Source organism: Methylobacterium sp. WL1 (genome assembly GCF_008000895.1).
In the GTDB taxonomy this organism is placed as follows: domain Bacteria; phylum Pseudomonadota; class Alphaproteobacteria; order Rhizobiales; family Beijerinckiaceae; genus Methylobacterium.
Genome location: NZ_CP042823.1, coordinates 4122539 through 4149059, shown reverse-complemented (window position 1 = coordinate 4149059; position 26521 = coordinate 4122539). Strand labels below are relative to the sequence as shown.

The window sequence follows — 26521 nt, the reverse complement described above, 5'->3', positions numbered from 1 at the left end:
GCGAAGCCCTATCGGAAGCGCTGGGGCGAGAACGGCGCGAGGTCGATGGACGGCGGCGCGCCGGTGACGAGGTCGGCGACGAGGCGCGCGGTGCCCGCCGACTGGGTCAGCCCCAGATGACCGTGCCCGAAGGCGTAGACGACCCGGCGGGTGGACGCGGCCCGACCGATGGCGGGCAACGAGTCGGGCAGCGACGGTCGGAAGCCCATCCAGGGCTGGCCGCCCTCGGTTTTGAGGCCCGGCAGGAAGGTCTTGGCCTTGCGCAGCATCGCCTCCGAGCGCCGGAAATCCGGCGGCCGGTCGAGGCCGCCGAGTTCCACCGCGCCGCCGACCCGGATCCCGCAGGAGAGCCGCGTCACCACGAAGCCGTGGCCCCCGAAGGTGACCTGCGTGCGCAGGTCGAGGGCGCCCTCGGGCAGGGTCGTGTTGTAGCCCCGCTCCGTCTCCAGCGGGATCCGCTCGCCCAAGGTGCGGGCAAGGCGGTGCGAGAAGGCCCCGGCCGCGACCACGACCTGCCCGGCCATGCGGGTGCCGGCGGATGTCACCACGGCGATGCCGTCGGCTGTGGGGCGCAGCGCCGTGACCTCGGCCCGCGCGATCGCGCCGCCTTCGTCCCGCAGGCGCTCGGCCAGGGCGAGCACGTAGGTTTTCGGTTCGGCGATCGAGTACCAGCCGGGGGTGAACGTCCCGTGCGTGAAGCGGGGCGCCAGGCCCGGCTGGATCGCCGCCATCGCGGCGGCGTCGAGGTGCTGGAAGGCGATGCCGTGATCGGCGCGGACGTCCCAGCCGGGGAGGGCGGCGTCGAATTCCGGCTTTCCCTCGTAGACCTGGAGGTTGCCGTCCTTGCACAGCATCCCCCGCGTGCCGGTGGCCTCGAGGAATGGCTCCAGCGTGTCCCGCGACAGGTCCATGAGCGCGGTCTGGGCGGCGGTCGCCCGGCGGACGCGATCCGGCGCGCAGGCTCGCCAGAAGCGCAGCATCCAGGGCAGGATCCGGGGCGCGTAGGCCGGCGGCACCGAGAGCGGCCCGAGCGGATCGAGCAGCCAGCGCGGCGCCCTCCTGAGGATGCCGGGCGAGGCCAGCGGCAGGATGTCGGAGAACGCGAAGGCGCCGGCATTGCCCGCGCTCGCCCCGGCCGCCGGGCCCTCCCGATCGAGCACCGTGACCGACAGGCCGCGCGCGCGCAGGACCAGGGCGGCGGACAGCCCGACGACGCCCGCTCCGACGACGATGACGTCCGGTGGCTCCGCGGCCGCCATCCTAGCGCGCCACCGCCCGGTGCGGACGCGTCGCGCTCCCGGACGCGACGCCCCTTGGACAGCAAGAAATGGCGTCCTTCATGCCGGTCGGCAGGCCTCCGAAGATGAGCGGGCCCGGCATCGGGCCCCGCGCAGACATCCGGAACCGATGCCTCTATCGAGATGCGTCGTTCCGGCGTCTGCATCCAAGCACGTTCTGGGCCGGTCGGCAAAAAGAGCCCGGACGGACTATCGCGGGCAAGCCTGACGCCCCGGAGATCTCGCCATTGCCGTCTCCGCGATCGCTTCGTCTTGCGCTCCGGTTCCGGTGCTCGCCGGCGTGGGCACCGGTCGTCCCACGTCTGGCGCGCGTGTGCCGCCTCTCCCTACCGGGGCCGATGGTCCCCGATCGCTGCCGGATGCGGGCAAAGGCCGGCTTGCGGCCCATCAGCCCGACCGGGCCATGCCCAAGGTGCGGATGTTCGACACGACAGGCCTCCAACTCCCGGTCAGACGCGCCTCCAGGATCGATCTGACCGTCCGGCGCGGCAGGATTGTGCAGGCCAGCAGGAACAGCACGACGGATACGCGCCTGAGCGGGCTGTACCAGGTCGGGAACGATCGGATCGTGACGACGACGCCCGCCCAGGTGATGCGGCGCATCTCCAGTATATCGCAGTAATTATTGTACCGAGCATGCATGTACATACGGGTCGGTGAGGCGATTTTGCAGGATCCATCCCTGTCGGGCAGTGCGGTTCTAAGATGTTCCAGCCGATCGACGAACCGTTTCTGGTGCTTTCTGATCAGGGCCACCGTCGGTGTCCGGTTGGTGCCGGACTTGTTCTTGTTGTGCAATCTGTAGCGGCCGAGCGGTTCGGACAGGCTCACGACGTCACCGTGGAACGGCGCGGCGAGCAGCATCACGCCGTCGACGGCCGAATCGTAATGGGCGTCCTCCAGGAGCGCGCACAGGTCCCTGCGAAACACGTTGCCCGAGGTCGGTGGCGAGATGTAGGTCCCCGCCCTCTCGATGGCCTTGACGAACGTGGCGCGCGCCCGGCCTTTCGCCAGATTCGGAAAAGACGTGCCGAGCGGCGTGCCGTTGCTGTCGATGCGAAGCAATGGGAACTGTAGCTTCGCAACGTCCGCATCGAGATGCTGGATGATCGTCTGTATCGAGCCCGGAACGAGTTCGTCGTCGGCATCCAAGAACAGGATGAACGGGGCATCCGTTTTTGACACGCCGTATCGGCAGGCGCTGACTTGACCGCCGTTCTCTTTCCTGAACGCGCGAACCTTGAACTGCTCGATTACCTCCCACGAACGATCAGTCGATCCATCATCGACGACGATGACATCGCGGTGGGTCGTGTCCTGGGAGAGTACGCTTGCGATCGCATTTCGAACGTAATCTTCATAATTATGACAATTTATTATGATCGCAAGCTTTAGTTCTCTGTCTTCCATGTTATTTTCCCACGTAGAGATTGCGCAATATTTCTTGATGGCATCTTGAATAGGTTTTGATGTTGCTATTATCCACGTATTAAGGCTTTCGGTAAATACCCTGATCCATAAATAAGGCCGGGATTAAAATCATCGCTCGGCGATAGGCCGTCCGGATTGCAGAGATCCCTGCGTGGGACGCGATCATCACCCCGCCGCACGTCCGCAACCGGGAAGGGGGCGACTGGCAGCGCCGACGATCGGACGCTTGGCCCTCGCCCGGCACGACCGGCTCACCGATCGGGACACGGAACCCGCACCCATCGACCTGGATCGGCGGCGTCACGCCGGCCGGGGCGCGGACCGGCCGGCCGCGTCCGCCCCACGTGCGCAGGTCTTCGCGTTAAGTCAGCGTTCCGCGGCCGCAGGTCGTACATTTCGCAGTGACTGCGCGGGATCGCGCGGCCACGGCCCGAGTTAACGCGCGGTCTGACCGACGATCGGGCTGTCGGACACCCGGTGTCTTCGCTGGGACTACACCGATGCGCATACCGGTTATCAATCCGTCCCGCGCATACCGTCCCGGGATTGGACGCGGCGCGAGGAGGGACGATCGGTGGGCCTGCCCGGTGTGAAGGACGGGGAGAAATCCCGTCACATCCTCCCGACCGCCAGCACGATGATCGGAATCAGCACCACGCTGATTGGTCTGGTGAAGCTGCTGGAGCACTATTCCGGTCCCAGCCAGGTCGACGTCTTCAGCGGCATCGTCGCCGTCCTGTTCCTGCTGAGCGCGATCCTGTCCTACCTGTCGACGCGGCTCGAGGCCCGGCCGCGCATCAGCCGCTTCGCCGAGCAGGTGGCGGACAACTTCTTCCTGCTCGGGCTCATGGGCATCACCGGCGTCGCCTTCCTGTTCGCCTACGAGGTGATCTGAGGCCGGTCCGTATCCCGCTCAGGGTGCGCAGGCGAGGTCGCCGCCCGGGCACTTGATCTGTGCGGTCAGGTCCTGGATGCGCTGGCGGGTCAACTCGGTCTTGCAGGTGCCGTCGAGCAGGGGCGCGATCGTTCCGTTGGAATCGGGCGCGGAGGCGTCGTAGCCGGTGCGCAGGTTGCACTCGAGGTCGCGGAAGGCGATCCAGGCCCGCTGCGCCGCCACCAGGTTGTGCCGCCCGTTGCTGTCGAGCTTGTCGCGCAGGGCGGCGTAGCGCCGGTTCAGTTCCGCATCGGCCTGCGCGAAATTCTGGGCCGCGCAGAGATTCGCCGCCGTCTGATCGGGCGCCTGCGTGCAGTCCGCCCCCACGGCGGAGCCGACGGCCGGCAGGGCGATCAGGACTCCTATGAGGGCGGTTCGCAGCATGGCAGGTTCCAGGGCCGAGGCGGGCTTCAGGGCTCATCATCCGTCTGCCGGGCGCGGAAGGCGTAGAAGCCGCCGTCGGCGTCGTACAGGACGTCGAAGCCGTTGAGCAGGCGCAGACCGGTATTGACGAAGGGCAGCGGACGCGTGGTGTTGAGGACGATGCGCTCCGGCGCCAGGGGCGAGGCGGTATCGCCGCTCGTGATCGCGTAGCCGGCCGCGTCGCCGAAGCGGAAGCGCAGCCGCGTCCCGGGGGCGAGCGCGCGGTGGCCGGCGCCATCGGTACGGAGGCTCTCAGTGACTTGCTCGCGCGGGAGCGTCAGGAACATGTCGGTCACGCCGGTATCGATCAGCGCGCGACCGCAGGCGCCCGGCTCCCGGGCATTCACCCCGATACACACCGGTACGCCGAGCCAGTCGCCCGAGACCCGCGGATGCGGATCGAGCTTCACGAAGCGGAAGCGTCCCCGGGTGTTGGCGCGTGTCAGCCCGACATGCACCCCCGTCCTGGTCACGACGTAGCCGCGATGGACCGGACCGGGACCCGGCGGCTCGGCGTTGAGCAGCGGATTGGTGTCCGGCGTGCTCTGGGTCTGGCTGTCGTCCTCGCGCCCGAAGCCGATCCCCAGCATGGCCACGTGCCCGGGGGCATCCTCCGGGGTGCAGGAGCGGGCCTTCTCTGTGCAGTCGATCCGGTCGACCGCCAGCACGGGAAGCGGCCGCGTCGAGACCCTGGCGCCGTCGCGGCCCGACAGGGTCACCGGCACCGTCACCCAGCGGCCGATCATGATCCGGCCGGAACTCGTGTAGGTCAGGCGACCGGGCCGGCTCGGCAGGGCGTCGACATCCGGGATGCGCCCGGCCGACACGACGATGCCGGTTGAGCCGGTATCGACGAGCACCGGGCGGGTCTCGCCTCCGAAGGACAGGCTGAAACGCGGTGAGCGAGCGATCGCTTCGCCGGGACCGGGTGCGTTGAGGAAGGTCAGGAAGATGCCGCGCCGGTCGCTCTCGTAGCTCGGGCGCTCATCCGCCCTCGCGGCGGCAGCGCGCGCGATCAGCCCGGCTCCGAGCAGCGCCGTCCAGGCAAGACCGCGCGTTCCGACGTGTAGCGTGTTGATGAGACGCATCGTGGGACCCGGATATGGGAAGCCCGAGCCTAGCATCCGGTCGAACTGCCGGCACGCTGGAGTCCCTCCCGCCGATGTGGAGACGAAACGGACTTGGCCGGTACGGTGAATCTCGCCGCGCCGGACCTGCCTGACGGCGGCACGACCGGGAGTAGCGCTATCGCCGGGGGGGCGCCCGCTCCTCCAACCCGCCCAGGAGGACCAGGATCCGGCCCAGCAGCACGCGTGTGTGCAGCGCCGCACCGGTGACGGCACGATCGTCGGCCTGTCTGGTACAGGCCTCGTAGGCAGCCCGCAGAGCGGCAAGCTGGCGCGCACGCAGTTCGGGAACATCGGAGCCCATGGGCCACCCCCGACAGGCTCGTGTCCGCGGTACGTCCCCGCAGACAAGCCTCCTGAACCATCCATAGTCGGGGAGTTGGAAAACCGTGCTCGAACGGTCCCTACGACCTTTAGTGCCGGAACACCTGGACATACGCCGCAGGCTCCCCGACCCACGCGGTCAAGGATTCGGGTGCCATCGCGGCCGGCACCAAACCGTCGAGCAAGAGGTTTCCACGCCCCAGGGCGGCACGTACCGCCCCGGGCAGGCAGGTAACCAATTCTAGGAAGCGAATCCAGACCGATAACGCTTCCGCCCCGATGCGTTTTCGGGATGCCTGGTGGCGCATGCAGGACAGCATTTGGTAGATAAAATGCTCGAATTTGTCTTAAAAAGCATTAACCTCGTTGCTCGGCGATGTTGAACAAATGCCTCGCCTTCGACATCTGCTTCCGTCCAGCAGGTTGTCTCAGGTGTGATGAAGATGAAATCGTATTCCATCTTTCTTCGCGATCGGGCGCAGGTCGACGCGGATCATCCGCGCTTGCTCGCGTACGAGATTTCAGATCGGGATGTGGCGCAGGCGCTCGTCTCGTCGATCGCCGCGTCTCATGAGGATCACGGCTTCAATCCAGCGACGGGCGTGCATTGGTTCAGGTACGGCGGCAGCCTTCACGAGATCTACGCTTGGCCGCAACGCTGAGTGCGGGGTCGGCTCAGGTACCGCAGAACGTGCGGTATCCGACCCCGCCGCCCTCGGGTGGCTCGGCATAAGGGGCGGCCGCGGGCTGGTCCTCGTAGGGGCGCGACAGCACCGCCAGAAAGGCTTCGAAGGGAGCGAAGTCGTCACGCTCCACTGCCGCCTCGATCATCTCCTCGACCCGGTGGTTGCGCGGGATGTAGGAGGGGTTGACCTGCCGCATCGCCGCCGCGACCGCCGCAGGGCTGCGGCCGTCCTGGGCCAGGCGGGCGCGCCAGCGCGACGCCCAGTCGTCATAGGCCGTCGGATCGACAAACAGGTCGCGCGGATCGGCGCCGGTCTCCGGTCGTTCCGCGACCGCGCACAAGGCCCGGAACGTGCGGGTGAAGTCCGCCTGATTCTCTGCCATACGCTTCAGGAGGTCGCCTGCCAGCGCGGGGTCGCCGTCCCGGATGTCGGACAGGCCGAGCTTGGCATTGAGACCGCCCTGATAGGCGGCCTCGAAGCGCGGCGCGTAGCCGGCCAGCGCCGCTTCGGCCTGCGCGACCGCCTCGGTCTCGTCCGGATCGAGCAGCGGCAGCAGCGTCTCAGCCAGGCGCGTCAGGTTCCAAAGCGCGATCCGGGGCTGCTCGCCATAGGCATAGCGGCCGTTCCGGTCGATGGAGCTGAACACCGTCCGGGGATCGTAGGCGTCCAGGAAGGCGCAGGGGCCGTAATCGATGGTCTCGCCCGCCACCGACATGTTGTCGGTGTTCATCACCCCGTGGACGAAGCCGACCAAGAGCCAGCGGGCCACCAGTTCGGCTTGGCGGGCGACGACGCCTTCCAGCAGTGCCCGGTAAGGTTTCTCCGCACCGGCCGCATCGGGATAGTGCCGGGCGATCACGTGGTCGGCGAGTGCCCGCAGACCCTCGACGTCGCTCCGCGCGGCGAAGAATTGGAACGTGCCAACCCGGATATGGCTCGCCGCCACGCGGGTCAGGATTGCGCCGGGCAGGACCGTCTCGCGCGCCACCGGCTCGCCGGTCGCGACGGCGGCGAGTGCCCGGGTGGTCGGAATGCCGAGCGCCGCCATGGCTTCGCTGACGAGGTACTCGCGCAGCACGGGCCCCAGCGCTGCGCGGCCGTCGCCCCGTCGGGAGAACGGTGTCGGGCCGGACCCCTTCAACTGGATGTCGCGGCGCTGTCCCGCCCGGTCGATCACCTCGCCGAGCAGGACCGCACGGCCGTCGCCGAGCTGCGGTACGAACTGGCCGAACTGGTGCCCGGCATAGGCCGCTGCGAGCGGTGCCGCGCCCTCCGGGACACGGTTGCCCGCCAAAGCCGCGACGCCCTCGGAACCGGCCAGCCAGTCCGGATCGAGGCCGAGGTCCTGGGCCAACGCTCGGTTCAGCCGGATCAGGCGCGGTGCCGCCACCGGCGTCGGCGCGCGGGACGCATAGAAGCGCTCCGGGAGGCGGGCGTAGCTGTTGTCGAATGGGATCGGGGTCATCGACGCCATCTATGAATGCGCCCGGCGGCCAGCAAGCGCGGCCGAGGTCGGTTCTCATGGGCCGCCGTTGGTCCAAGACCGTTCGCGCGTGCCCGGTTCCGTACGTCGCAGTCGTGGCGCTGCGGATCCGGCTGGATTGCGACCGAACCGCCGGGATGCGCGTTCGCTCCAGACGCCGATCAATCCCGGCTCCGTCGTGCCCGGCCCCGTCGTGAGCCGTCGAGCGGCGTGTGGCGGGCGGGTCTCAGGACGTTTCCTCTGGACGAAAATACGCGGTGACGGCCAACCGGATGCTTGTAAGCCTTCCCCCCACGGGCGATGCCGCTGCCATGGCTGTGTGCGAACCCGTATCAATCTTGCCGAAGCCCGAACCGGGGGCTGCGATGCACGTGCATGACACCGCCAACCGAGCCTGCGCGACCGATCGCGAGCCCGGTCTGGCGGTGCGAGGGGCTGCTGCAGGACCGCGCAGTTCGAGCGAGCCATGAGCGCCACGGCCGCATTTCTGCCTGGAGGCGGCGAACTGGGCGCGATCGTCCGGGCCTACGACTGGGCGACGACGCCGCTGGGTCCAATCGCCCGCTGGTCTCAGAGCCTGCGCTCCGCGGTCAGCACCGTGCTGCTGTCGCCGGTGCCGATCGTGCTGCTCTGGGGCGCGGACGGCATCATGATCTACAACGATGCCTACTCGGCTTTCGCGGGCGGCCGGCACCCGCAGCTCCTCGGCTCGAAGGTCCGCGAGGGCTGGCCTGAGGTCGCCGACTTCAACGACAACGTGATGCGGGTGGGGCTCGCCGGCGGCACGCTGTCCTACAAGGATCAGGAACTCACTCTGCACCGCTACGGCCGACCCGAGCAGGTCTGGATGAATCTCGACTACTCGCCGGTGCTCGACGAGGCCGGGCAGCCGGCCGGGGTGATCGCAGTCGTGGTCGAGACCACCGAGCGCGTGCTCGCGGAGCAGCGGCTGAAGGCGAGCCAGGCGCTGGCTCAGCTCTATGCCGACCGCATCCAGCTCGCCCTGTCGGCCGGCGCGATCATCGGCACCTGGGTGTGGGATCTGCCCGCCGACGCGTTCACCGTGGACGAGGCCTTCGCCCGCAGCTTCGGCCTCGATCCGGCCCTCGGCCGGGTCGGGCTCAGCCTCGAGCAGGTAATCGCTACGGTCCATCCCGAAGACCGGCAGGGGCTGATCGCGGCGATCAACGAGGTCATCGCCCGCGGGGGGGCGTACGCGCACCAGTACCGGGTGCGGCGCACCGACGGGAAGTACTACTGGATCGAGGCGAACGGCCGGGTCGACCGCGCTCCGGACGGGACGCCGCTGAGCTTCCCGGGGGTGCTGATCAATGTTGAGGACCGCCGGGCCATCGAGCCGAGCGCGACCGCGCCATCATGATGCTGCGCACCCTTACCGACACGCTGGAGCAGCGTGTTGCCGAGCGGACCAGCGAACTGATGCGCGCCGAAGACGCCCTGCGTCAGTCGCAGAAGATGGAGGCGGTTGGCCAGCTCACAGGCGGTGTCGCACACGACTTCAACAACCTGCTGACGATCATCCGTTCCTCGGTGGACTTCCTGCGCCGGCCCGATCTGCCGGAGGCGCGCAAGACCCGCTACCTCGATGCGGTCTCCGACACGGTGGACCGCGCCGCCAAGCTCACCGGCCAGCTCCTCGCCTTCGCCCGGCGGCAGGCGCTCAAGCCCGAGGTGTTCCATGTTGGGCAGAAGGTCCGCGGGATCGCCGACATGCTCGACACCGTGATCGGCGCCCGCGTCCGGGTGATCGCCGAGGTCCCGGACGAGCCCTGCCATATCCGGGCCGACGTCAGCCAGTTCGAGACCGCCCTGGTGAACATGGCGGTCAACGCCCGGGACGCCATGAACGGGGAGGGCACGCTGACCCTGCGGCTCGCCGGCGGTCGGACTATGCCGGCGATCCGCGGGCATGCCGGGGCCGACACCGCCTTCGTGGCGGTGTCGCTGACCGATACCGGCTCAGGGATCTCGGGGGCCGACCTGGGTCGTCTGTTCGAGCCGTTCTTCACCACCAAGGAGGTCGGCAAGGGCACCGGCCTCGGCCTCAGCCAGGTGTTCGGATTCGCCAAGCAGTCGGGCGGCAACGTCGACGTCACCAGCGCGCCGGGGCAGGGGGCGACCTTCACCCTGTATCTGCCGCAGGTCGAGGTCGATCGCGGGATCGACGAGGCGGAGGGCGTCCCGGCGACAGTCTCGCCGCTCGGCACCGGGCAGCGGGTCCTGGTGGTCGAGGACAATGTCGAGGTCGGTCAGTTCGCCACCCAGATCCTGCAGGATCTCGGCTACGAAACCGTCTGGGCGGCCAACGCCGAGGCGGCGCTCGAGCGGCTCGGCCGGGACGGCGGCGGGTTCGAGGTGGTGTTCTCGGACGTGGTCATGCCCGGGATGGGCGGCCTGGCGCTCGCCCAGGAGCTGGCGCGCCGCCTTCCGGACCTGCCGGTGCTGCTGACCTCGGGCTACAGCCACGTCCTGGCCCAGGAAGGCACCCACGGCTTCGAGTTGCTACACAAGCCCTATTCCGCCGACCAGCTCGGGCGCGTGCTGAGCCGGGTCGTCGGACGGCCCACACCAGCCTCGGTGGAGTGAAGGCGACGCCTTAAGCTGCCGGCAGGACCGCACCGGCCCCCGGGGTGCCGCAGGCGTGGCAGAACCGCTCGAAGGTGCTCTTGCGCTGCGTGCAGGCTTGGCAATCCTCGAACAGGCCGAGCCCGCAATGGGGGCAGAAATTCGTGTTCGGATCGCCGAGCGCGACCGGCCGCTCGCAGCCCGGGCAGACCTTCTTGGCAAGTCGGGCCAGAGCCTGATCGGTGGCGATCTCGGTGCGGCGCTCCTCGTTGGGCCGTGTCTCGACCAGCGCCTGACGTGCGCGGTAGGCATGCAGGGCGTTGATCGCCGCCCGACCGCCGACCAGCGTTACGACCACGCCGACACCGTACTGCACGTAGCCGCCGTAGCTCGGCATGTACGGGACCAGCTCGACGAAGAACGCGAAGGCGGCGGCGAACGCGAAGCCCCAGACGAACGGCCAGTTGCGCGTGTTCCGCCGCTTCAGCAGCAGCCATCCGGCGAGCACCAGCAGCGGCAGGGTCAGAGCGAGCCGGTAGCCGAACACCCGGAGTTCCTGGCCACGCTCCGCCGAGTCGAGCTTCTGCTGAGCCGCCGCGCGGAGTTCGCCGTCCACCCGGCTCTGGTCCTGCTCCCGCTCGGACAGCGTGCGCTGCGTTTCGGCAAGCCCGGCCAGCCGCTCCTCGATCGTCCGCTCGGCGTCCTTGAGTGCGTCGAGCTGCCGGGTGCGTGCGATGAGTCCCGGATCCTGATCGACGCGCTGGGTCGCATCCCTGGTCTTTAGCCAATTGGCGAAGGTCTCGCGGGCGCCTTCCGAGGCCGCCTGGGCGGCATCGAGGGCGAGTTGGTCCCGCTCCGTCCGGCGCCGGCTGTCGTCCATCTCGCGGCGGATTTGCTTCAGCGCGTCGGTCGAGGCCCGGGCTTGGTCGGATCCGAGGAACTGCTCGAGGGTGTAGTGCTGCTCCACCTGCGGCAGGTCGCCAACGACTAGGGAGCCCAGCCCGATCAGGAACCAGGCGAACAGCAGTGCGACGAGCCAGAGGGCGACGTTGAACCAGCGCTCGGACAATCGGGAACCAGCACGCACGCCGTCGACCCCACAGATCCCATTATCGCCCGCCGCACACGCGTCGGACCGACGACCGTGAGCCGTGCTCGACCGCTATTCGGTCGGGCACGGCTCCGGTGTCGGCAAGCTCTAGCATAGGTCGGCCTCCGCCCAACTCGGTCGGCTGACGGAGCCGATAGTCAGCGGGCCGACGCTGTTCGCGAGGCGCCCGGCGCGGCGCGTGCCCGGCCAGGAACGAGCGACAGTCCGGCCGAAATCAGCGCGAACAGGATCAGCGGCGTCAGGCTCAGAGTGAAGCTGCCGGTGGCATCCTTGATCGCGCCGATCAGGTAGGGGCCTAGGAATCCGCCGAGATTGCCCACAGCGTTGATCGCCGCGATGCTGGCAGCCGCCGCAGCCGGCGGCAGCTCCTCGGTCGCCAGGGCCCAGAACGGCCCCTTCAGCATGTAGACGCCGACCGCCGCGACGGTCAGCGCCCCGACCAGCGGCAGGATCCCATTCAGGACGGTCCCGCCTGCCAGCCCTGCGGCCAGGACCAGGAACGGGATGGCGAGGTGCCAGCGCCGCTCGCCGACCTGGTCGCTGTGCCGCCCCCACAGGATCATCGCCACGGAGGCGACGCCGTAGGGAACGCTGTTCAGCAGGCCGGTCTCGAAATTGCCCAGGCCGTAGCTCTTGACGATCTGCGGGGTCCAGAAGGTCAGGCCGTAACTACTGGCGGTCGAGCCGAAATAGATGGCGGCGAACAGGATCAGCCGCCGATCGCGCAGCATCGTTCCAAGCGACGGCGAGGCGGCACCGCCGCTGCGCGCGGCGTTCCGGGCGGATTCTTCCTTCAGGCGTCCCTCCAGCCAGTCCCGCTCGGCCGGCGGGAGCCATTTCGCGTGGCGCGGCCCATCGGGCAGGAACCACAGCACGGCCCCGGCCATCAGGACGGCGGGCAGGCCTTCCAGGATGAACAACCACTGCCAGCCGCGCAGACCCCATCCGTTCAGGCCGAGCAGCGCCCCGGAGATCGGCGAGCCCAGGAACGACGAGATCGGGATCGAGATCATGAAGATGCCGACGATCCGAGCCCGGTACGCCGAGGGGAACCAGTAGGTCAGGTACAGGATCACGCCCGGGAAAAACCCGGCCTCGGCAACGCCCAGCAGGAAACGCAGGGCAATGAACGACCAGGGACCCTGCACCATCGCCATCGCCATGGAGATCACACCCCAGGTCGCCATGATCCGGGCGATCCAGAGCCGCGCCCCGAACCGCTCCAGCATCAGGTTGCTGGGGACCTCCATCAGGAAGTAGCCGAGGAAGAAGATCCCGGCGCCCCAGCCGAACAGCGTGGCGGTCAATCCGACATCGTGGTTCATCTGGATGGCCGCGAAGCCGACATTCACCCGGTCCAGGAAGGACACGAAGTAGGCGAGGATCAGGAACGGCACCAGCCGCCACCCGATCCGCCGCATCGCCGACCGTTCGAGTTCAGACTCAGCCATGATGATCCTCCTCGGCGGCGGCTGTCTTCGAGCCGCTCACGGGTGCAGGCGCAGGCTCCGGGCGCGCCGGTTCGGCGCTCCGGCGTCGGAGTTTTCGACATCGACAAGGCAGGCGGCCGTGCGCATCCACTCGAACGGCGCGCCCCGGTCGTCCGGGCCGGAGTCGATCGTGGACGCCATCAGAGCGCCGCCGCAGCGCAGCGCGTGCGGATCATCTCGGGTTTCCTCGCGGCCCGTCGGTTCGATTGCCGATCTTGGTCAGCCGATCTAACGCGAAAGCCCGGTGACCGGAAGTCGTCGCCCGATGAAGACCTCCGATTTGTCGCGGGTTTACCGGATCGCAGCCGACGCCGGGGTGCCCCGGAGCGGGCGCAACCTCACGCCGGCTTGCGTGCGCGGGCGGGCTTTGCCGCCGGAGCCTCGACCGTCTCAGCGGCCTCGGAGGCGTGCGCGGCAGGCTTCCGGCGCTTGTGGCCGAGGCCTGCGGTGCGGGCGAACTCGGCGCGCATGGCCGAGTAGTTGGCAGCGGTGGCCGGGTAGTCGCGCGGCAGCCCGAAACGCTCTCGATAGGCCTCGATGGTAAGGCCATGGCCGCTCAGGTGCCGCTTCAGGGTCTTGTACGGCTTGCCGTCGATGAAACTGATCAGCGCGTCGGGGGTGATCGACTTCCGGATCTGGCCGGGCGTGGTCTTCTTGGCGTCCGGCTCGGCGGGTGTGCCGGCCTGACCAAGCCCCGTGAGGGCTTCATGGACACGCGACAGCAGGGTCGCCAGTTCGGGCATCGGGACGGAATTGTTGGATACGTATGCCGACACGATGTCGGCGGTCAGAGCAATGACATCGGTCTGATCGTCTTGCGGTAATGCGGTGTCGTCTTCCATGGGCAGCTCTCGCGAGGACAGTACGCGATGAACATCGCTGTATCTGTCAACAGTCAAGCGCTAAATCGCACAAAACAGATGACGCCGTGGGTTATCGACTGTTGTATCGAATGAATACCAACATAGATTTGCAACGGTGTAAGCGTGGGACTGCGTCCCGCTGGCTCAGGCCCAACGGCGAGGCGCGTCGAGCCGCCGGGCGCCCGCCGCGTGATGGCCCGTTCGGGATGTCTTAACGATCCTGTGGTCTCTCGAGGCGTCGCTGCGGCCTCGAGGGGTACGAAGCCGAACGACAGGCGGGCCGAGCCCTGCCCTTCATGCTCGGCCCGCGCCCTTCTACCTGGCAGCGCTCAGGCGTTGGCTGCGTGCCCGATCGGCGCTGGTATCGTTCCGCGATTGACCGACGGCGCGGCGGCCGGAAGCGTCGCGCTGGATCCGTATTCGGCGCGGTAGGCGCGCTCCAGGGTCATCAGTGTACGCATCGGCGCCTCGGCCAGATCGAGCAGCCGTGCGTCTCGCCAGCGCGGCTTAGTCAGCTTCTTGCGGCTGAACCAGCGCGGCCTTTCTTCCTCGACGAGCAGAATCAGCTTGCCCGACCACGTTTTCCGAAACCAGAACTGCCCCGTGAGCTTGCCTGCGCCGAACATGGCAGCACCTCGCATGAGAGTCCGGAACGACAACGCCCCCGAAACTCGGCGGTTTCCCTGTCACCCGCTGGTGCGGGCCTGGAGGCGCCGGTCCACCCAGGATGCCAACCCGAGGCCCACAATGCCGCCCACCAGCGCCGCTGCCGCCTTCACGAGGAAGTCGTCAAACCGGCCGTGACGCGTACCCGTGAGGGACTGCCCGGCTTCCAGCCCGCCGGCCAGCAGCACGGCTCCGAGCAGGATCCACGGCCAGGGCCGCGGGTAGCCCAGGGTCAGAAGAAGGCCGGCCAACGCGTAGGCGGCCGCCCGCTCGAAGCTGGGATTGGCCGTCACCACCGGACGGAGGCCGATCGGCACCAGCGTGATGGCGACGATCGCCGCCACCAGGATCCAGGCCGCGACCCGCACGAGACCCAGTACCCACTTCTCCATCATGCGCCGCATATCCCGTAACCCTTTGCCGAGCCTCCGGCTTACAGGGCCTTAGGGTTGGAAACTGTTGCAGTTCGGCGGCCAGGACCGGGAAAGCCGATGCCGCAAGTTCAACCGACGGTCCGAGCGGCGTCGCAGGCTTGGCGCCTCATCCGAGTGGGCAGCTTCTGATCGCGAGGTGTTGCTTGTTCGTTCTAGGCACTAGGTCGTCGAATCGGGCATAGAGGCGTCATGCGCTCGCCCGTGCTCAGCCTCCTCGCGATGCTCGTCCTGATCGACGCTGGGTCGACAGCGATGGCGACGGCGACCGATCCGCGCGCGCTCGAACGGGCGTGGCATCGCTGCTTGCGGGAATCCTACGCCCATCAGCCGCCCGGTCAGAGCCGGGCTGGGGACGAACGCAACGCCCTCGACGAATGCAAGGTGCAGGAAGATGCGTTCGTGGCGTCGCTCATAGCAGCCGGGCCTGCGCAGGATGGCAGAACCGGGACCGTCTGGGCCCGGACCTGGGCAGCCTTCGTGGAGCCGCTCACCGCCTGGATCGGCGGTCTTCGGCGTTGAGCCTGCGCCGATGCGTGCCGATCAGGAGGTCGACCACTCGCGCTTCACCTCGTCGGCCGGCCGGTCGAGATGAACCTTGCCGCCCTCTACGGCCCGAACGAAGTCGAGCGGGATGTAATGGTGCAGGCCGCCCGCCGCCGCATCACGCTTGGTCAGTTTGATCTCGCCTTTGTCGATGTGATCGACGGTTCCAACATGGGCCCCGTCCGAGCCGACGACCTCGGCGTGTTCCTGGATCTGCGCAGCGTCCACCATCTTCATCCTCCCTGTGAAGTCGTCAAACCGTGCCCTGCTCACAGCGGTTCCTGGCTGCGCCATTCCAGCTCAGGCCTGGGTTTCAGGGATGCAGCGTTCGGGATGCGTGCCGCAGGGTCGCACCGTGCGGACGTGACTGAACCGGCATCTGCCCGGACCGTTGGACCGCCATGACCGAGCCAACATCCGCCTCACTGGAACAAGTTGCCGACGCCCGGCGACACGAGATGGCCACCGAACACCTGCTGTTCGGCACGATCCGCTTCCTGGCTCACCGCCACCCGGAACTGCTGGATGAACTTGACGCCAGCTTGGCGCACCTATGGGACCGCGCGGAGGGCGAGGCGCGGGACGACGAGGCCGTGCGCAAGATCGCCAGCCGCATCATCAAGAGCCTCCGGGCGGAGAGCTAGCGACGCCGGGTCGGCCGCCTATCCTTGGCCGACCCGCTAGATGCTGCTTTTCGGGGACACGTGATTGGCGTCTGTCAGCGCGTACAGCCGATGCAGATCCCGCGTGTGATCGCGTCGTTGCGCTGTTCGCCTGGGCTCCGCCGTTCGATGCTGCCGGTCTCGCTGGGTCCGAGTGCGTTCGGATTGGGCACCGTCTGCCCGGTGGCCGCGGTATGTGGGGCCTTCGCAGCCGTGGTCGGACCGCCCCCCGTCCCCGTCTGGCTGATGGATTGTGCCCAGCCTTGCTGAATGCCGACGACGAGGAAGGCGACGGTGGCGATCTTCAAGGGCGCGCGCATGATAACCTCCCGGCGCTTTGTTCTGCGTGGAACTGACGCACTTGCCGAGCGAAAGTTCCGTTGATGCGCAGATTCGGACTTTCAGCTCCAACCGTTGATGTTGCCGCATCCAGATTTCGTACGCCCCATTCAGGACTTCGCCAACCGGCGTATCGGCTAAGTCCTATTGAGGCTTGCCGGCTGCGCGGGATTACTAGTCCCTGACACGGTCGCGCTTAATGGGGCTCCCGATGAACCCGACCGTCAAGGCTGTGTTGCTGAACGAGCGGGCGACCGTCCTCTCGGCCATCGCGGCCCGTGAAGGGACCGTCTCAGACCTTCTTGTCCAGTTGAATGGCGTAGAAAATGACATCTGGCGGTTGCGTCACCGCTTGATCGACCTGGAAGCCTATTTGGTCGGCCAGCGGATCGACCTGCCGGCGGATCCGACCGACTCGGAAGCGGCTGCCCCATGCCTGGATGCAGTGGCGACCCCGGCACCAGGCCTGCCGGCTTGCAAGCCCCTCGACGATTTTGTGCGCCACAGGTCCGGCAAGCGAAAGGTCCTCGCCAGCACCGCACCGCGCCGCATCGAGGATGCGAGCCGCTCGGCCTGAGCCTTCCATGCGGATCGGCGCGGCTTGGTTGAGGCGGAGCCGGGTCAGGCTTCCCGCAGGTCGGAGCCAATTACCGGAAAGCCTGACCCGGCTCATCGGCGACCGCCGCGTAGAGTCGATGCCCGTATGGGCTATCGATCGCAAGCGCGATATCCTGGTAGCCGCGGTCTCCCTGGCGATCTTCGCATCGGTTGGAGGACCTAGTGTTCCGGCATGGTGAGCTGTCTTGGCCCGGGGCAGGGCGTGAGCGCCATGTAGACCCGGCTCGCGGTCGTTCGGATCGCTGATGCGGCTTCCGCCGGGATTGCCGAGACCCCCATCCTGAGGCCTATCTGAGGCCTGCGAGGATCCGAAAGGGGTGAGGGATGGGCAACCGGGATGGTGCCGGCGCGTCGAATGCACGGATCGCCGAGGTCCAGCGCCTCGCGACCGCCCTGGCTGCCCGGGTGCGATACGCCCAGCTGGTTCAGCGGCCGATCTTCGAGGAGCAGGTCAATGCCCTGGTCGGCGCGGCGCGGCTGTTGGACGAGGAGAGGGTACCCTGGCCGCCCATGGTGGAAGAGGTGTTGATGGAGCTGGCCAAGTCGCTGGACAGCTCCGGGGATACCGACACGCCAGCGGAGCCCTGAGGCTGGGACGGCCGGCCGACCGGTCGGCGGTCAGCTGAAGTCGCCGAGCCAGCGCAGCGAGTGTCGCAGGCGTGCGGTGCCCTCCCGTGCGAACCAGAGCCCGTGCGCGAAGACAACGGCTTCGGGCTTGAGGGCCACGAGATCCGCCGCGCCCCGGGCCGCGTCGCGCCGACGCAGCTTGATCACGAGGCGCAGATAGGGCGGCGGCTTCCCCTCCGGCGCGGTCATTCCGGCCAGCCGCAGCAGCGGGCGCAGGAGCGCCGGCATCTTCGCCGGTTCCAGGTTCAGGACGAGGTCGGTGAGCACCAGCGTCCGGCTGCGCTTGTGGAAGAAGGCGACCTCGCGGAAGCCGAGGCCGCCCGGCACCACCTGCTGGCGCAGGTCCGCCTGCCACTCGGGAGGCGCAGCGTCCCCGAGCACGCGGTCGATCCGCAGGCCGGAGCGGCGAACCTGTCCGCGCTGGCGCAGGTTGGGCGCCGCCCAGGTCAGCGCCTCCGGACACTGGCTCTGCCAATCCTTCAGGAAGGTCCAGTGCGCGATGTTCGGCGCGACGAGGTGGCGGATCGGTCCCAGCGCCTCGATCGCCCGATGCAGCGCCGCGTCGTAGCGGGTTGGCGAATGCAGCCACAGGCCACCATCGCCGAGCCGGACCACGGTCATCCGCACCGGGAGCGGGAAGCCCAGGATCCGCAACGGGCCGCTGTCGACGATCCAGACGCCCTCGGCGACCGGCTTGAGCACGTCGAGGGGTGGATAGGTTGCTTCAGGCAAGGCCCGGTTCTCTCGGCTGCCTCCGGCTGTGCGGCCGGAAAGTGAGGCAACCGCCGCGGCGCATCGGGTTTCCCGGATGGATCGCCGCAGCCCGCTGCCTCAGGTCAGGCCTGAAGATAGGTGGGCGCCGCGATGGGCCGGGCCGGGAGGGCGCGCCACAGGGCGATCCCGAGGCCCAGGAGGGTCAGAAGATCGCAGGTCAGCCCGAACACGGAGCCGACGAGGAGGTTGTGGCCGGCCCAGCACAGGGACGCGCCCAGGAACAGCAGGCGCATCGTCTGGGGCGCGGCCTGCAGGCGTGCGGCCGTCGCCAGCAGGGTGCCGATCGCCGCGCAGGCGGAGGGCGTCCCGTTCCAGGTGGCGATCGTCAGCCAGGCCGCCAGCAGGGTGGTGGCGGCGAACAGGGGATGGACCCATCCGTTTCGGTTCGGTGCGCCGAGGCAGGTCAGGGAGACCAGGCTCTGCACCACCGCGATGGCACACATCGCGGCGCCGGTGAGCGCTCCGAGCGTCAGGTAGTGGGCGCCGAAGCAGGCGGCGCAGGCCGCCGACCCGGCAAGCATCCACGGGCGGCGCGGCATCAGGCCGGCAATGAATCCCAGGGTCAGGCCCAGGGATCCGAAGATGTCGAGATGGGTCCCGGCGAGATCATACCAGGTCAATACGGTGTCGGCGGCAATCATCGGTCGCGCTCAGCCGGCGCGGATGCGCCGTTTCCGCCGAATGCGCTAGATTCGCATGGTAATCAGATGGTTAACGATAAATCGCCCGGTGATCACGTCCCTGCGAGGGTGGCGAAACGGCCGCACGGGCGACGCGCTCAGATCTACCGCGTACATCAAGTATTGGATCGGCAATAACTCGAGAATAACATAGGTTATCGCTCGGTTGTCCGGAGATAAATCCGGGAACAAGGCCTGAGAATTCCAGTTGCCGTGGTATTCATTCGGACGTGTCCGGGGCCGATCGAGGCCGCGGGGCGTCCGCTCCTGCCGTCCTGCGGCGACCCGACCCGACGCGCCCATGCAGCTTTCCAACCCGGATATCCGTCGCCCGATCGCCGTCCCGGCCCGGCTCCGCGCGCCCGGCGGCACCGGTCCCTTCGCGGTCCTGGCCCGCGCGCAGCGCCGGACGACGCGAAGAATCGACGAAGTCTGGGGCCACCACCCGCCCGGGTCCCGCCAGACTTCGCGTAGCCGGCAGGCGGGGTCCGGCCGATGACCCGATCCGCAGCGTTTCCCGAAAACCAGGACGCCCTGCTGGCCTTGGGGCGCACCCTGCGCGACAGCGGCTACACCTTTACGACGGTGACCCCCGCGACCCATGCCATCGTCAACGCACGGTCGTGCAACGCCGAGGCGCGCACGCTGCGCGACGTGATCGGCTGGAGCCGCCCGTTCCGGCCCGAGATCCTGTCCGGAGAGATCCTGAGCCGGCTTCGGGATGCCGGGGCCGTGGTCGAGGACGGCGCGCTGCTGCGCCCGACCGTCCGGTTCTCCAGCCTCGACGGCGAATTGCTCGCGCATTCCTCCTACCCGCCGACCGCCACCGATGCGGTGTTCTTCGGGCCGGACACGATGCGCTTCGTCGCGGCGGTGGTGGCCCATGTGGAGGCACGGCCGACGCCGGTGCGCCGGGCGGTCGATCTCGGCTGCGGTTCCGGGGCCGCCGGGATCTGCATCGCCAAGCGGTCGCCCGGCGCCGAGGTGGTGCTGGTGGACATCAACCCCGCCGCGCTGCGGGCCGCCCGGGTCAACGCCCGGCTGGCCGGGACCGACGGCGTCGATGTCCGGCACAGCGACATGCTGCGCGACGTCGAGGGGACGTTCGACCTGATCGTCTCGAACCCGCCCTTCATGATCGATCCGGCGGCCCGGGCCTACCGGCATGGCGGCGGTCCGCTCGGGGCCGGCCTGCCGCTGGCGGTGGTGGAGCAGGCGATCGCGCGGCTGGCGCCGGGGGGCAGCCTGGTGCTGTTCACCGGGGCGGCGATCGTCGAGGGGGCGGACCCGTTCCGGGACGCGGTGGCCGAGGCCTGCGGCCGCGCCGGCCTGGACTGGACCTACCGCGAGTTCGATCCGGACGAGTACGGTGAGGAGTTGGCCAACCCGGAATATGCCGCCGTCGAGCGCCTCGCCTTGGTGGTGCTCACGGTGACCCGGCCAGGGACCCGGCCAGGGACCCGGTCATGAGCGAGGCCGATGGCGGGCGCGAAGAGGTCCTGAACGACGAGGTCCTGAACGATGTTCTGGCCGGCCTCACGGCCGAGGTGAAGACCCTGCCGGGCAAGTATCTCTGGGACGAGACCGGCTCGGACCTGTTCGACCGGATCTGCCACAGCCCCGATTACTATCCGACCCGCCAGGAGATGGCGCTGCTGCCCCGGGTCGCCGCCGAGCTGGCCGGCAAGGTCGCACCGGGCGTGACCGTGGTGGAGTTCGGCAGCGGCGCCAGCCGCAAGATCCGCACCCTGCTCGACGCGCTGACCCGGCCGGCCGCCTACGTGGCGATCGACATCTCCGGCGAATACCTGGAGGGCGCGATCCGGCGCCTGGCCGCGGATTACCCCGACATCGCCATGGTGCCGGTCTGCGCCGACTACGCCAAGCCGGTGCCGCTCCCCGTCGCGGCGGGGCCGGGCGGCATCCTGGGCTTCTACCCGGGCACCAGCATCGGCAACTTCGCGCCCCCGGAGGCCGGCCTGTTCCTGGAGCGGGCGCGCACGACCCTCGGGCCCAGCCTGTTCCTGGTGGGCGCCGACGCCACGGTCGAGCCCGAGCGCCTGCAGCGGGCCTATGCCGGCGCGGACGGTCTGATGGCGGCGTTCCACCGGAACATCCTGGTCCGGCTCAACCGCGAGCTCGGGGCCGACTTCGACCTCGACAACTTCCGGCACGGGATCACCCTGTGCCCCGATCCGCAACGGGTCGAGGCGCATCTCGAGGCGCTCCGTCCGGCCACCTATCACCTCGGCGGGCAGGCGATCGCGTTTGCGGCGGGCGAGCGCATCCGCACCGACACCTCCCACAAGTACACGTCGGCGGCCTTCCAGGCGCTGGCCCGCCGGAGCGGCTGGCAGCCGCGCGGCCTGTGGCAAGCGGAGGACGGGAGCTTCAACCTGCACCTGCTGGAGCATGCCGGCATGTGAGGCCCCGTCGAGGCCGGGCTCGTTGTCCGGCGTCGCTCGTGGAGCTTGCCCGGCGCGTCGGATGCGCGCTACGGCCGGGGCCGGTCGCTTCTCTCCCAAGGAGGCGTGTGGATCCTCCTCTCACACAGGGGAGGGAGCCGCGCTTGGGGCTGGCCCTTGCGTTCATCCGGCAGCGATGTGCGAATGTCGTGGCGGGCCGGGGGAGGGCACGGGTTCGCGCCGGATCGGCGCATCGTCCTGCCGCGGAAGATCGGGTTGCGGCCTAAAAATCCGTCGGCGCGACCGGCGACGTCCGGTCGAGCCCAGCCGGGGCGAGGGCGCTTCGAACCGATGGCGTCCCAACCACGGCGCGGATCGGACAGGCTTTGGACCGGAGGCGCGCCGGATCGCGCGCGGCGGGTCAGCCGCGCGAAAGACCCTGGACCCCGGCGAAAAATCTCACACCATCTGGAGCGGCCGGTGCTTGTCGTCGTCGGTATCGGTGGCCGCGCCCTTCGGCACGGTGCCGGTCTCGACCATGGCCCGCTGGTCGCGCGGTGGCGGCGGGAAATCCGTCAGGGGGCGCCAGGGCGCAGCCGGCACGCCCATCCGCACGGCGTTGGCCGAGCGGAACATCCATGCCGCGACCAGCATCCAGGGCACGACGAAAAAAACGAACGCAGTGAGTCCCACGACGATCCTCCCGGGCTAAGAGCCGTTCGCGCTCGCCGCCGAAACGAATACTGGTTCGGCATCGGCGAGCGCACTGAATCGACGGCTCTCCTACAAACGCGTGACCGGCCGGCATCGATCCGGGGGCTTCACGCCTCGTCGAAACGTGCCGGGGTGCAGAGGAGAGCCGCGTGGCGATACGCGCTGGGTGCCATGCCGAGGCGTGCGTTCAAACGGCGAGAGAAACGGGCCCGGCTGGCGAAGCCGCAGCCCAACGCCAGGGTGCCGCCGGCCGCAGGTCCGATCGTCACCGTACGGGATGCGTCTGCAAGACCAGTTGCAAGACCAGTTGCAAGACCAGTACCGGCGGCGGTCTAAAACGGAGTAAAATAACGTATGATAAGATTAAGACCGGGCCATCCTGCGATGACGGTTCCAAATCTCGAATCGTCGGCGATGTGCGCGAGGGTGTGTGCAGACAGTCCTTTCTACATGCGAAGTCAAAGAAAACACGCGGTTCAAACTGTGGTGTGAAGTCATCTCCGACCGCATGGGGCCAATTGAGCTGAGTCAGACTTGTGATCGGCCTTTCGAAGGACTGATACAGGCGGCCGATGTCGGCAGCTTGCGGATCACCCGCATTCGCGAAAGCAACGTGCGGTCGGAGATCACGCCGCAGACCCTGCGTCGGCGCGAGCGGACGGGGGCGGTGTTCGCGCTGATCCAGCTCGAAGGCCGCTCGATCAACATCCAGGATGGCCGGGAGGCCATCCAGGGGCCCGGCGAGATCGTGCTGCTGGCCGACCGGCCGAACGTGCACATCTCGGGGCCCAGCAATCAGTCCCTCGTGCTCGAGATCCCGGTCGCGCCCCTGACGCACATGCTGGGGCCGACCCAGCACCTCACCGCCCTGACGTTCGGGGGCGACGACGGCACCGGCGTGCTGGTGAAGGCCTTCTTCACCGATCTCGTCCGGGTCTACGCGGACCTCGACGCCGTGACGGCCGAACGCATGGCCGGTGTCGGCATCGACCTGATCGTGGCGAGCCTCGCCGAGCGGCTGGCCAGGGAGGTGCCGCGACCGCTCCACGGCAGCGTCGTGGTCCAGCGCGCCAAGGCCCATGTCGAGGCCAACCTGGGCGACACGACCCTCGACCCGCCCCGTCTCGCGGCCGCCGTCGGGGTCTCCTTGCGCCGTCTGCAGGAGCTGTTCCACGAGCGCGGCCAGCACATTTCCGACTGGATCTGGCAGCGCCGGCTGGACTCCGCGGCCGAGCGCCTGGCGGATCCGGGCTGCGCCCACATCGCGATCGGCAACCTCGCGTATGGCAGTGGCTTCACCAATCAGGCCCATTTCGCCCGCCGCTTCAAGGCGCGCTACGGCCTGAGCCCCAGCGCGTACCGGGCCGTTTCCGCGAAGCCGCCCCCGGGTCGGTAATCCGACGCGCGCGCGCTGCCGGCTCGGGCCGTGGAGCGTGGCCGCGCGCCGTCGCGACGGGCTCCGTCCCCGTCCTGTCCCCGTCCCATCCACCGTCCCGTTCCCCTCCCGACCCCGTCGCAACGCCGCAGGCGGGATAGCTTTCGCGACTGCGGTGGTTTGCGGGACGACAGCATGGGGGCAGAATGGACGCCACCAGTCCTAGACTGGCGCCCGAGACCGCGCCAAAGACCGAGACCGGGCCGAAAACCTCGACCGCTCAGGCGCATCAGGCGGAGTTGACCCTGCGCGGCATCGTGCTCGGGGCCGCCATCACGATCGTCTTCATGGCGGCCAACCTCTACATGGGGTTGAAGACCGGGATGACGTTCTCGTCCTCGATCCCGGCCGCAATGCTGTCGATGGGCGCGTTCCGGCTGATGGGCGGCGCCGGCATCCTCGAGAACAACATCGTCCAGACCCAGGCCTCGGCGGCCGGCACCCTGTGCAACGTGATCCTGGTCCTGCCGGGTCTCGTCCTGATCGGGCATTGGCACGGCTTCCCGTTCTGGCAGACCACGGCGGTCTGCGCCCTGGGCGGGCTGCTCGGCGTGGCGTTCTCGATCCCGTTGCGGCGGGCGCTGGTCTCGGGCAGCGACCTGCCCTACCCGGAGGGCATCGCCGCAGCCGAGGTGCTCAAGACCGGCCACGAGGAGGAGGGCGGCCACGGCCTGCGCGACCTGCTGGCCGCCGCCGGGGCGGCCGGAATCGTCGGGCTCGCCACCACGGGGCTGAAGCTCCTGGGCGAGGGGCTCTCCGGCGCGATCAGCCTCGGGGGCGCCGCCTTCCGCACCGGGACCGGGTTCTCCCTGGCGCTGGTCGGCGTCGGCTATCTCGTGGGCATCGGGGCGTGCCTCGCGCTGCTGACCGGCGTGCTGATCGCCTGGGGCATCGCCGTCCCGATCCTGACCGCGCTCTCGCCCGATCCGGGCAAGACCGCCGGGCAGGCCGCCGAGGCGGTCTGGTCGGAGGAGGTACGCCTGATGGGGGCCGGGATCATCGCGGTGGGCGGCCTGTGGACGGTGGCCTCGCTCGCCCGCCCGATCGCGGCCAGCATCCCACGGCCCTGTCGTCGGCCGGCGGCGGCCTCGGCGCGGACCACCCGCGCGAGGAGCGGGACCTGCCGATCACCTGGGTCGCGGGCGGGGCGCTGGCCCTGTGCGTGCCGCTGGCGCTGCTGTTTGCCGACTTCGCCCAGCCGGCCGGGCTCGGCGGCACGCTGATCGTCTTCGCGGTCGCGGCGACTTTGTTCATGGTGCTGTTCGGCTTCCTCATGGCCGCCGCCTGCGGCTACCTCGCGGGCCTGCTCGGCTCCTCGTCGAGCCCGATCTCGGGGATCGGGATCCTCACCACCATGGCGACCGCGCTGCTGCTGCCGCTGCTGCTGGGCCACGCGACCGGCCCCGACGGCGACCGGTTCGTCACCGGCATGGCGCTGCTGCTCACCGCCGTCATCGTGACGACCGCGTCGATCGCCAACGACAACCTGCAGGACCTCAAGACCGGACAGGTGGTGGGCGCCACCCCGTGGCACCAGCAGGTCGCGCTGGTCATCGGCGTCGGGGTCGGCGCCCTGGTGATCGCGCCGCTGCTGTCGCTGCTCTACCAGGCCTACGGCTTCGTCGGCGCCCCCTCGCGGGAGGGGCTCGACCCGGCGAGCGCCCTGCCGGCGCCTCAGGCCGCCCTGATGACCCAGATCGCGCAGGGCATCACGCACGGCGCGCTGCCCTGGACCATGGTGCTGATCGGCGCCGGGCTCGGCATCGTGCTGGTGGCGGCCGAGGCGTGGCTGAAGCGCCGCGACCTCACCTTCCCGGCGCTCACCGTGGGGATCGGCATGTACCTGCCGCTCTCCGTCGAGGTGACGATCGCCATCGGCGGCATCCTGGGCTGGCTCGCCGAGCGCCGCCTGCGCCGCCGGGTCCGGGGTGACCGGCGGGATACCGTGCTCGCCGCCGCCCGCCGCCGGGGCGTGCTCCTGGCCTCGGGGTTCCTGGTCGGGGAAAGCTGCGTCGGCGTGCTGCTGGCCGGCGCCGACCTCATCGCCGGGCACAGCGCGGCGCTGGCGATCATGGGGCCGGGCTTTGCCGCCACGGCGACTTGGCTGGGGCTGGCGGTGTTCCTGGGGGGGCTGGGCCTCTATTTCCGGCTGGTGTCCACGGCCGATGACGACGCGCCCGGGACCGCCGCCCGCTCTTCGGCCGCGTCATGACGGCGGCGGCATCCGAAATCCGCTCGTTTCCGCTCAGCGCCGGGATCCTGTTCGGGCTGGGGCTCGGCGGCTTCTTCGACGGGATCGTGCTGCACCAGATCCTGCAATGGCACCACATGGTGAGCAGCTGGTACCCGATCGATTCGATCCCGAACCTCGAGCTTAACACCCGCTGGGACGGGATCTTCCACAGCGCCACCTACGTGTTCGTGGTGCTCGGGCTGTTCATCCTGTGGCGCGCCGCCCACCGGGAGCACCTGGCCTGGTCGAACAGGTTGCTGGCCGGCTCGCTGCTGATCGGCTGGGGCCTGTTCAACCTCGTCGAGGGCGTGATCGACCACGAGATCCTCGGCGCCCACCACGTCAACGAGACGATGCCCCGGGACCAGTGGATCTTCTGGGATGTCGGGTTCCTGGTCTGGGGCGTCGCCATGCTGGTCGCCGGCTGGCTGCTGGTCCGGGCGGGCCGCCGGGAGGGGGCGGCGTGAGGCGTCGGCGAAGCGCCCGGCCGACCCTGGCCCTGCCGACCCTGGTTCCCTGGCTCGTGCTCGGGGCCGGCCTGGTCCTGGCGACGATGCCGGCCTGGCGGCCGCTGGTGTTCGGCACCGCACTCACCCTCGACAACCTGCTGAGCCTGCGCTGCCTGTCCGGCTGAG

Annotated in this window: 27 protein-coding genes and 2 pseudogenes; 13 read left to right on the top strand and 16 right to left on the bottom strand. The window is 68.9% G+C overall.

Annotated elements, in window-relative coordinates:
• Nucleotides 1-8: 8 nt before the first annotated feature.
• Both FVA80_RS20150 and FVA80_RS20145 read right to left on the bottom strand, forming a co-directional pair.
• The gene (locus FVA80_RS20150) at nt 9-1259 is read right to left on the bottom strand and encodes an FAD-dependent oxidoreductase (protein ID WP_147908082.1); all 1251 of its coding nucleotides are present in this window, start codon (nt 1257-1259) and stop codon (nt 9-11) included.
• 426 nt (nt 1260-1685) lie between these two features.
• A complete protein-coding gene (locus FVA80_RS20145) occupies nt 1686-2708 on the bottom strand; it encodes a glycosyltransferase family 2 protein (protein WP_147908083.1) in 1023 nt (340 codons plus the stop codon).
• A gap of 595 nt (nt 2709-3303) precedes the next feature.
• Between FVA80_RS20145 and FVA80_RS20140 the strand changes: the two genes are divergently transcribed.
• Nucleotides 3304-3624: a hypothetical protein gene (locus FVA80_RS20140; protein WP_147908084.1), complete on the top strand. Its 321-nt coding sequence runs from the start codon at nt 3304-3306 to the stop codon at nt 3622-3624.
• An 18-nt stretch (nt 3625-3642) separates the two neighbouring features.
• On the opposite strand, the gene FVA80_RS20135 is transcribed toward FVA80_RS20140, so the two are convergent.
• Entirely contained in the window at nt 3643-4047 is a 405-nt protein-coding gene (locus tag FVA80_RS20135; RefSeq protein ID WP_147908085.1) for a lysozyme inhibitor LprI family protein, read from the bottom strand.
• A 26-nt stretch (nt 4048-4073) separates the two neighbouring features.
• On the bottom strand, nt 4074-5174 hold the full coding sequence (locus tag FVA80_RS20130; RefSeq protein ID WP_147908086.1) for a hypothetical protein: 1101 nt from the start codon (nt 5172-5174) through the stop codon (nt 4074-4076).
• Nucleotides 5175-5980: 806 nt separating this feature from the next.
• Here FVA80_RS20130 and FVA80_RS20120 point away from each other — a divergent pair.
• Nucleotides 5981-6199 carry a hypothetical protein gene (locus FVA80_RS20120; protein WP_246692045.1) on the top strand — a complete coding sequence of 73 codons (219 nt, stop codon included), beginning with the start codon at nt 5981-5983 and terminating at the stop codon, nt 6197-6199.
• A gap of 13 nt (nt 6200-6212) precedes the next feature.
• Here FVA80_RS20120 and FVA80_RS20115 read toward each other — a convergent pair whose 3' ends face one another.
• Nucleotides 6213-7688, bottom strand: coding sequence for a protein adenylyltransferase SelO (locus FVA80_RS20115; RefSeq protein ID WP_147908088.1), 1476 nt, complete (start codon nt 7686-7688; stop codon nt 6213-6215).
• A 484-nt stretch (nt 7689-8172) separates the two neighbouring features.
• On the opposite strand from FVA80_RS20115, the pseudogene FVA80_RS20110 reads away from it, so the two are divergent.
• A pseudogene (locus FVA80_RS20110) lies at nt 8173-10313 on the top strand (PAS domain-containing protein).
• A 10-nt stretch (nt 10314-10323) separates the two neighbouring features.
• Here the strand turns inward: FVA80_RS20110 and FVA80_RS20105 are convergent.
• From FVA80_RS20105 to FVA80_RS20085, 6 genes are all read right to left on the bottom strand, one after another.
• Nucleotides 10324-11379: a zinc ribbon domain-containing protein gene (locus tag FVA80_RS20105; RefSeq protein ID WP_147908089.1), complete on the bottom strand. Its 1056-nt coding sequence runs from the start codon at nt 11377-11379 to the stop codon at nt 10324-10326.
• 161 nt (nt 11380-11540) lie between these two features.
• On the bottom strand, nt 11541-12854 hold the full coding sequence (locus FVA80_RS20100) for an MFS transporter (protein WP_147908090.1): 1314 nt from the start codon (nt 12852-12854) through the stop codon (nt 11541-11543).
• Nucleotides 12855-12890: 36 nt separating this feature from the next.
• Nucleotides 12891-13034, bottom strand: a complete 144-nt coding sequence (locus FVA80_RS30625) for a hypothetical protein (protein ID WP_187193436.1) — start codon at nt 13032-13034, stop codon at nt 12891-12893.
• Nucleotides 13035-13231: 197 nt separating this feature from the next.
• Entirely contained in the window at nt 13232-13735 is a 504-nt protein-coding gene (locus tag FVA80_RS20095) for a MucR family transcriptional regulator (RefSeq protein WP_147908091.1), read from the bottom strand.
• 350 nt (nt 13736-14085) lie between these two features.
• The gene (locus tag FVA80_RS20090; protein WP_147908092.1) at nt 14086-14382 is read right to left on the bottom strand and encodes a hypothetical protein; all 297 of its coding nucleotides are present in this window, start codon (nt 14380-14382) and stop codon (nt 14086-14088) included.
• Nucleotides 14383-14442: 60 nt separating this feature from the next.
• The gene (locus FVA80_RS20085; RefSeq protein ID WP_147908108.1) at nt 14443-14814 is read right to left on the bottom strand and encodes a hypothetical protein; all 372 of its coding nucleotides are present in this window, start codon (nt 14812-14814) and stop codon (nt 14443-14445) included.
• A 231-nt stretch (nt 14815-15045) separates the two neighbouring features.
• Here FVA80_RS20085 and FVA80_RS20080 point away from each other — a divergent pair, with 231 nt between their 5' ends.
• Nucleotides 15046-15375 carry a hypothetical protein gene (locus FVA80_RS20080; RefSeq protein ID WP_147908093.1) on the top strand — a complete coding sequence of 110 codons (330 nt, stop codon included), beginning with the start codon at nt 15046-15048 and terminating at the stop codon, nt 15373-15375.
• Nucleotides 15376-15396: 21 nt separating this feature from the next.
• Here FVA80_RS20080 and FVA80_RS20075 read toward each other — a convergent pair whose 3' ends face one another.
• Nucleotides 15397-15630 (bottom strand): DUF2171 domain-containing protein, encoded by a 234-nt coding sequence (locus tag FVA80_RS20075; RefSeq protein WP_092037671.1) that lies wholly within the window; start codon nt 15628-15630, stop codon nt 15397-15399.
• A 227-nt stretch (nt 15631-15857) separates the two neighbouring features.
• On the opposite strand from FVA80_RS20075, the gene FVA80_RS20070 reads away from it, so the two are divergent.
• A complete protein-coding gene (locus FVA80_RS20070; protein ID WP_147908094.1) occupies nt 15858-16043 on the top strand; it encodes a hypothetical protein in 186 nt (61 codons plus the stop codon).
• Nucleotides 16044-16117: 74 nt separating this feature from the next.
• On the opposite strand, the gene FVA80_RS20065 is transcribed toward FVA80_RS20070, so the two are convergent.
• Nucleotides 16118-16381: a hypothetical protein gene (locus FVA80_RS20065; protein ID WP_147908095.1), complete on the bottom strand. Its 264-nt coding sequence runs from the start codon at nt 16379-16381 to the stop codon at nt 16118-16120.
• Nucleotides 16382-16611: 230 nt separating this feature from the next.
• Between FVA80_RS20065 and FVA80_RS20060 the strand changes: the two genes are divergently transcribed.
• Both FVA80_RS20060 and FVA80_RS20055 read left to right on the top strand, forming a co-directional pair.
• The gene (locus FVA80_RS20060) at nt 16612-16977 is read left to right on the top strand and encodes a hypothetical protein (RefSeq protein WP_147908096.1); all 366 of its coding nucleotides are present in this window, start codon (nt 16612-16614) and stop codon (nt 16975-16977) included.
• A 365-nt stretch (nt 16978-17342) separates the two neighbouring features.
• The gene (locus FVA80_RS20055) at nt 17343-17606 is read left to right on the top strand and encodes a hypothetical protein (protein ID WP_147853809.1); all 264 of its coding nucleotides are present in this window, start codon (nt 17343-17345) and stop codon (nt 17604-17606) included.
• Nucleotides 17607-17636: 30 nt separating this feature from the next.
• Here FVA80_RS20055 and FVA80_RS20050 read toward each other — a convergent pair whose 3' ends face one another.
• Nucleotides 17637-18377 (bottom strand): DUF4336 domain-containing protein, encoded by a 741-nt coding sequence (locus FVA80_RS20050; protein WP_147908097.1) that lies wholly within the window; start codon nt 18375-18377, stop codon nt 17637-17639.
• Nucleotides 18378-18481: 104 nt separating this feature from the next.
• Entirely contained in the window at nt 18482-19060 is a 579-nt protein-coding gene (locus tag FVA80_RS20045; RefSeq protein WP_147908098.1) for a YgjV family protein, read from the bottom strand.
• Nucleotides 19061-19594: 534 nt separating this feature from the next.
• On the opposite strand from FVA80_RS20045, the gene FVA80_RS20040 reads away from it, so the two are divergent.
• The gene (locus FVA80_RS20040; protein WP_147908099.1) at nt 19595-20569 is read left to right on the top strand and encodes a methyltransferase; all 975 of its coding nucleotides are present in this window, start codon (nt 19595-19597) and stop codon (nt 20567-20569) included.
• On the top strand, nt 20566-21525 hold the full coding sequence (egtD, locus tag FVA80_RS20035) for an L-histidine N(alpha)-methyltransferase (protein ID WP_147908100.1): 960 nt from the start codon (nt 20566-20568) through the stop codon (nt 21523-21525). The genes FVA80_RS20040 and egtD overlap by 4 nt, the downstream gene beginning before the upstream one ends.
• Before the next feature lie 438 nt (nt 21526-21963).
• Here egtD and FVA80_RS20030 read toward each other — a convergent pair whose 3' ends face one another.
• Nucleotides 21964-22197, bottom strand: a complete 234-nt coding sequence (locus tag FVA80_RS20030) for a hypothetical protein (protein WP_147908101.1) — start codon at nt 22195-22197, stop codon at nt 21964-21966.
• Nucleotides 22198-22648: 451 nt separating this feature from the next.
• On the opposite strand from FVA80_RS20030, the gene FVA80_RS20025 reads away from it, so the two are divergent.
• The 4 genes and pseudogenes from FVA80_RS20025 to FVA80_RS30620 all read left to right on the top strand — a co-directional run bounded on the left by FVA80_RS20025 (nt 22649) and on the right by FVA80_RS30620 (nt 26520).
• Nucleotides 22649-23614, top strand: coding sequence for a helix-turn-helix domain-containing protein (locus FVA80_RS20025; RefSeq protein ID WP_147908102.1), 966 nt, complete (start codon nt 22649-22651; stop codon nt 23612-23614).
• A gap of 185 nt (nt 23615-23799) precedes the next feature.
• Nucleotides 23800-25865 (top strand): annotated as a pseudogene (locus tag FVA80_RS20020) (oligopeptide transporter, OPT family).
• Nucleotides 25862-26353, top strand: coding sequence for a DUF2243 domain-containing protein (locus tag FVA80_RS20015; RefSeq protein ID WP_147910405.1), 492 nt, complete (start codon nt 25862-25864; stop codon nt 26351-26353). The pseudogene FVA80_RS20020 and the gene FVA80_RS20015 overlap by 4 nt, the downstream one beginning before the upstream one ends.
• Nucleotides 26350-26520, top strand: a complete 171-nt coding sequence (locus FVA80_RS30620; protein WP_187193753.1) for a hypothetical protein — start codon at nt 26350-26352, stop codon at nt 26518-26520. Before FVA80_RS20015 ends, FVA80_RS30620 begins: the two co-directional genes overlap by 4 nt.
• The last annotated feature ends 1 nt before the right edge of the window (nt 26521 follow it).

What these genes read in the sequence shown, in the direction of transcription:
- FVA80_RS20150 (WP_147908082.1), bottom strand. Translation starts at nt 1,259, where the DNA reads ATGGCGGCCGCGGAGCCACCGGACGTCATCGTCGTCGGAGCGGGCGTC.
- FVA80_RS20145 (WP_147908083.1), bottom strand. Translation starts at nt 2,708, where the DNA reads ATGGAAGACAGAGAACTAAAGCTTGCGATCATAATAAATTGTCATAAT.
- FVA80_RS20135 (WP_147908085.1), bottom strand. Translation starts at nt 4,047, where the DNA reads ATGCTGCGAACCGCCCTCATAGGAGTCCTGATCGCCCTGCCGGCCGTC.
- FVA80_RS20130 (WP_147908086.1), bottom strand. Translation starts at nt 5,174, where the DNA reads ATGCGTCTCATCAACACGCTACACGTCGGAACGCGCGGTCTTGCCTGG.
- FVA80_RS20120 (WP_246692045.1), top strand. Translation starts at nt 5,981, where the DNA reads ATGAAATCGTATTCCATCTTTCTTCGCGATCGGGCGCAGGTCGACGCG.
- FVA80_RS20115 (WP_147908088.1), bottom strand. Translation starts at nt 7,688, where the DNA reads ATGACCCCGATCCCATTCGACAACAGCTACGCCCGCCTCCCGGAGCGC.
- FVA80_RS20100 (WP_147908090.1), bottom strand. Translation starts at nt 12,854, where the DNA reads ATGGCTGAGTCTGAACTCGAACGGTCGGCGATGCGGCGGATCGGGTGG.
- FVA80_RS30625 (WP_187193436.1), bottom strand. Translation starts at nt 13,034, where the DNA reads ATGGCGTCCACGATCGACTCCGGCCCGGACGACCGGGGCGCGCCGTTC.
- FVA80_RS20095 (WP_147908091.1), bottom strand. Translation starts at nt 13,735, where the DNA reads ATGGAAGACGACACCGCATTACCGCAAGACGATCAGACCGATGTCATT.
- FVA80_RS20090 (WP_147908092.1), bottom strand. Translation starts at nt 14,382, where the DNA reads ATGTTCGGCGCAGGCAAGCTCACGGGGCAGTTCTGGTTTCGGAAAACG.
- FVA80_RS20085 (WP_147908108.1), bottom strand. Translation starts at nt 14,814, where the DNA reads ATGGAGAAGTGGGTACTGGGTCTCGTGCGGGTCGCGGCCTGGATCCTG.
- FVA80_RS20080 (WP_147908093.1), top strand. Translation starts at nt 15,046, where the DNA reads ATGCGCTCGCCCGTGCTCAGCCTCCTCGCGATGCTCGTCCTGATCGAC.
- FVA80_RS20075 (WP_092037671.1), bottom strand. Translation starts at nt 15,630, where the DNA reads ATGGTGGACGCTGCGCAGATCCAGGAACACGCCGAGGTCGTCGGCTCG.
- FVA80_RS20070 (WP_147908094.1), top strand. Translation starts at nt 15,858, where the DNA reads ATGGCCACCGAACACCTGCTGTTCGGCACGATCCGCTTCCTGGCTCAC.
- FVA80_RS20065 (WP_147908095.1), bottom strand. Translation starts at nt 16,381, where the DNA reads ATGCGCGCGCCCTTGAAGATCGCCACCGTCGCCTTCCTCGTCGTCGGC.
- FVA80_RS20060 (WP_147908096.1), top strand. Translation starts at nt 16,612, where the DNA reads ATGAACCCGACCGTCAAGGCTGTGTTGCTGAACGAGCGGGCGACCGTC.
- FVA80_RS20055 (WP_147853809.1), top strand. Translation starts at nt 17,343, where the DNA reads ATGGGCAACCGGGATGGTGCCGGCGCGTCGAATGCACGGATCGCCGAG.
- FVA80_RS20045 (WP_147908098.1), bottom strand. Translation starts at nt 19,060, where the DNA reads ATGATTGCCGCCGACACCGTATTGACCTGGTATGATCTCGCCGGGACC.
- FVA80_RS20040 (WP_147908099.1), top strand. Translation starts at nt 19,595, where the DNA reads ATGACCCGATCCGCAGCGTTTCCCGAAAACCAGGACGCCCTGCTGGCC.
- egtD (WP_147908100.1), top strand. Translation starts at nt 20,566, where the DNA reads ATGAGCGAGGCCGATGGCGGGCGCGAAGAGGTCCTGAACGACGAGGTC.
- FVA80_RS20015 (WP_147910405.1), top strand. Translation starts at nt 25,862, where the DNA reads ATGACGGCGGCGGCATCCGAAATCCGCTCGTTTCCGCTCAGCGCCGGG.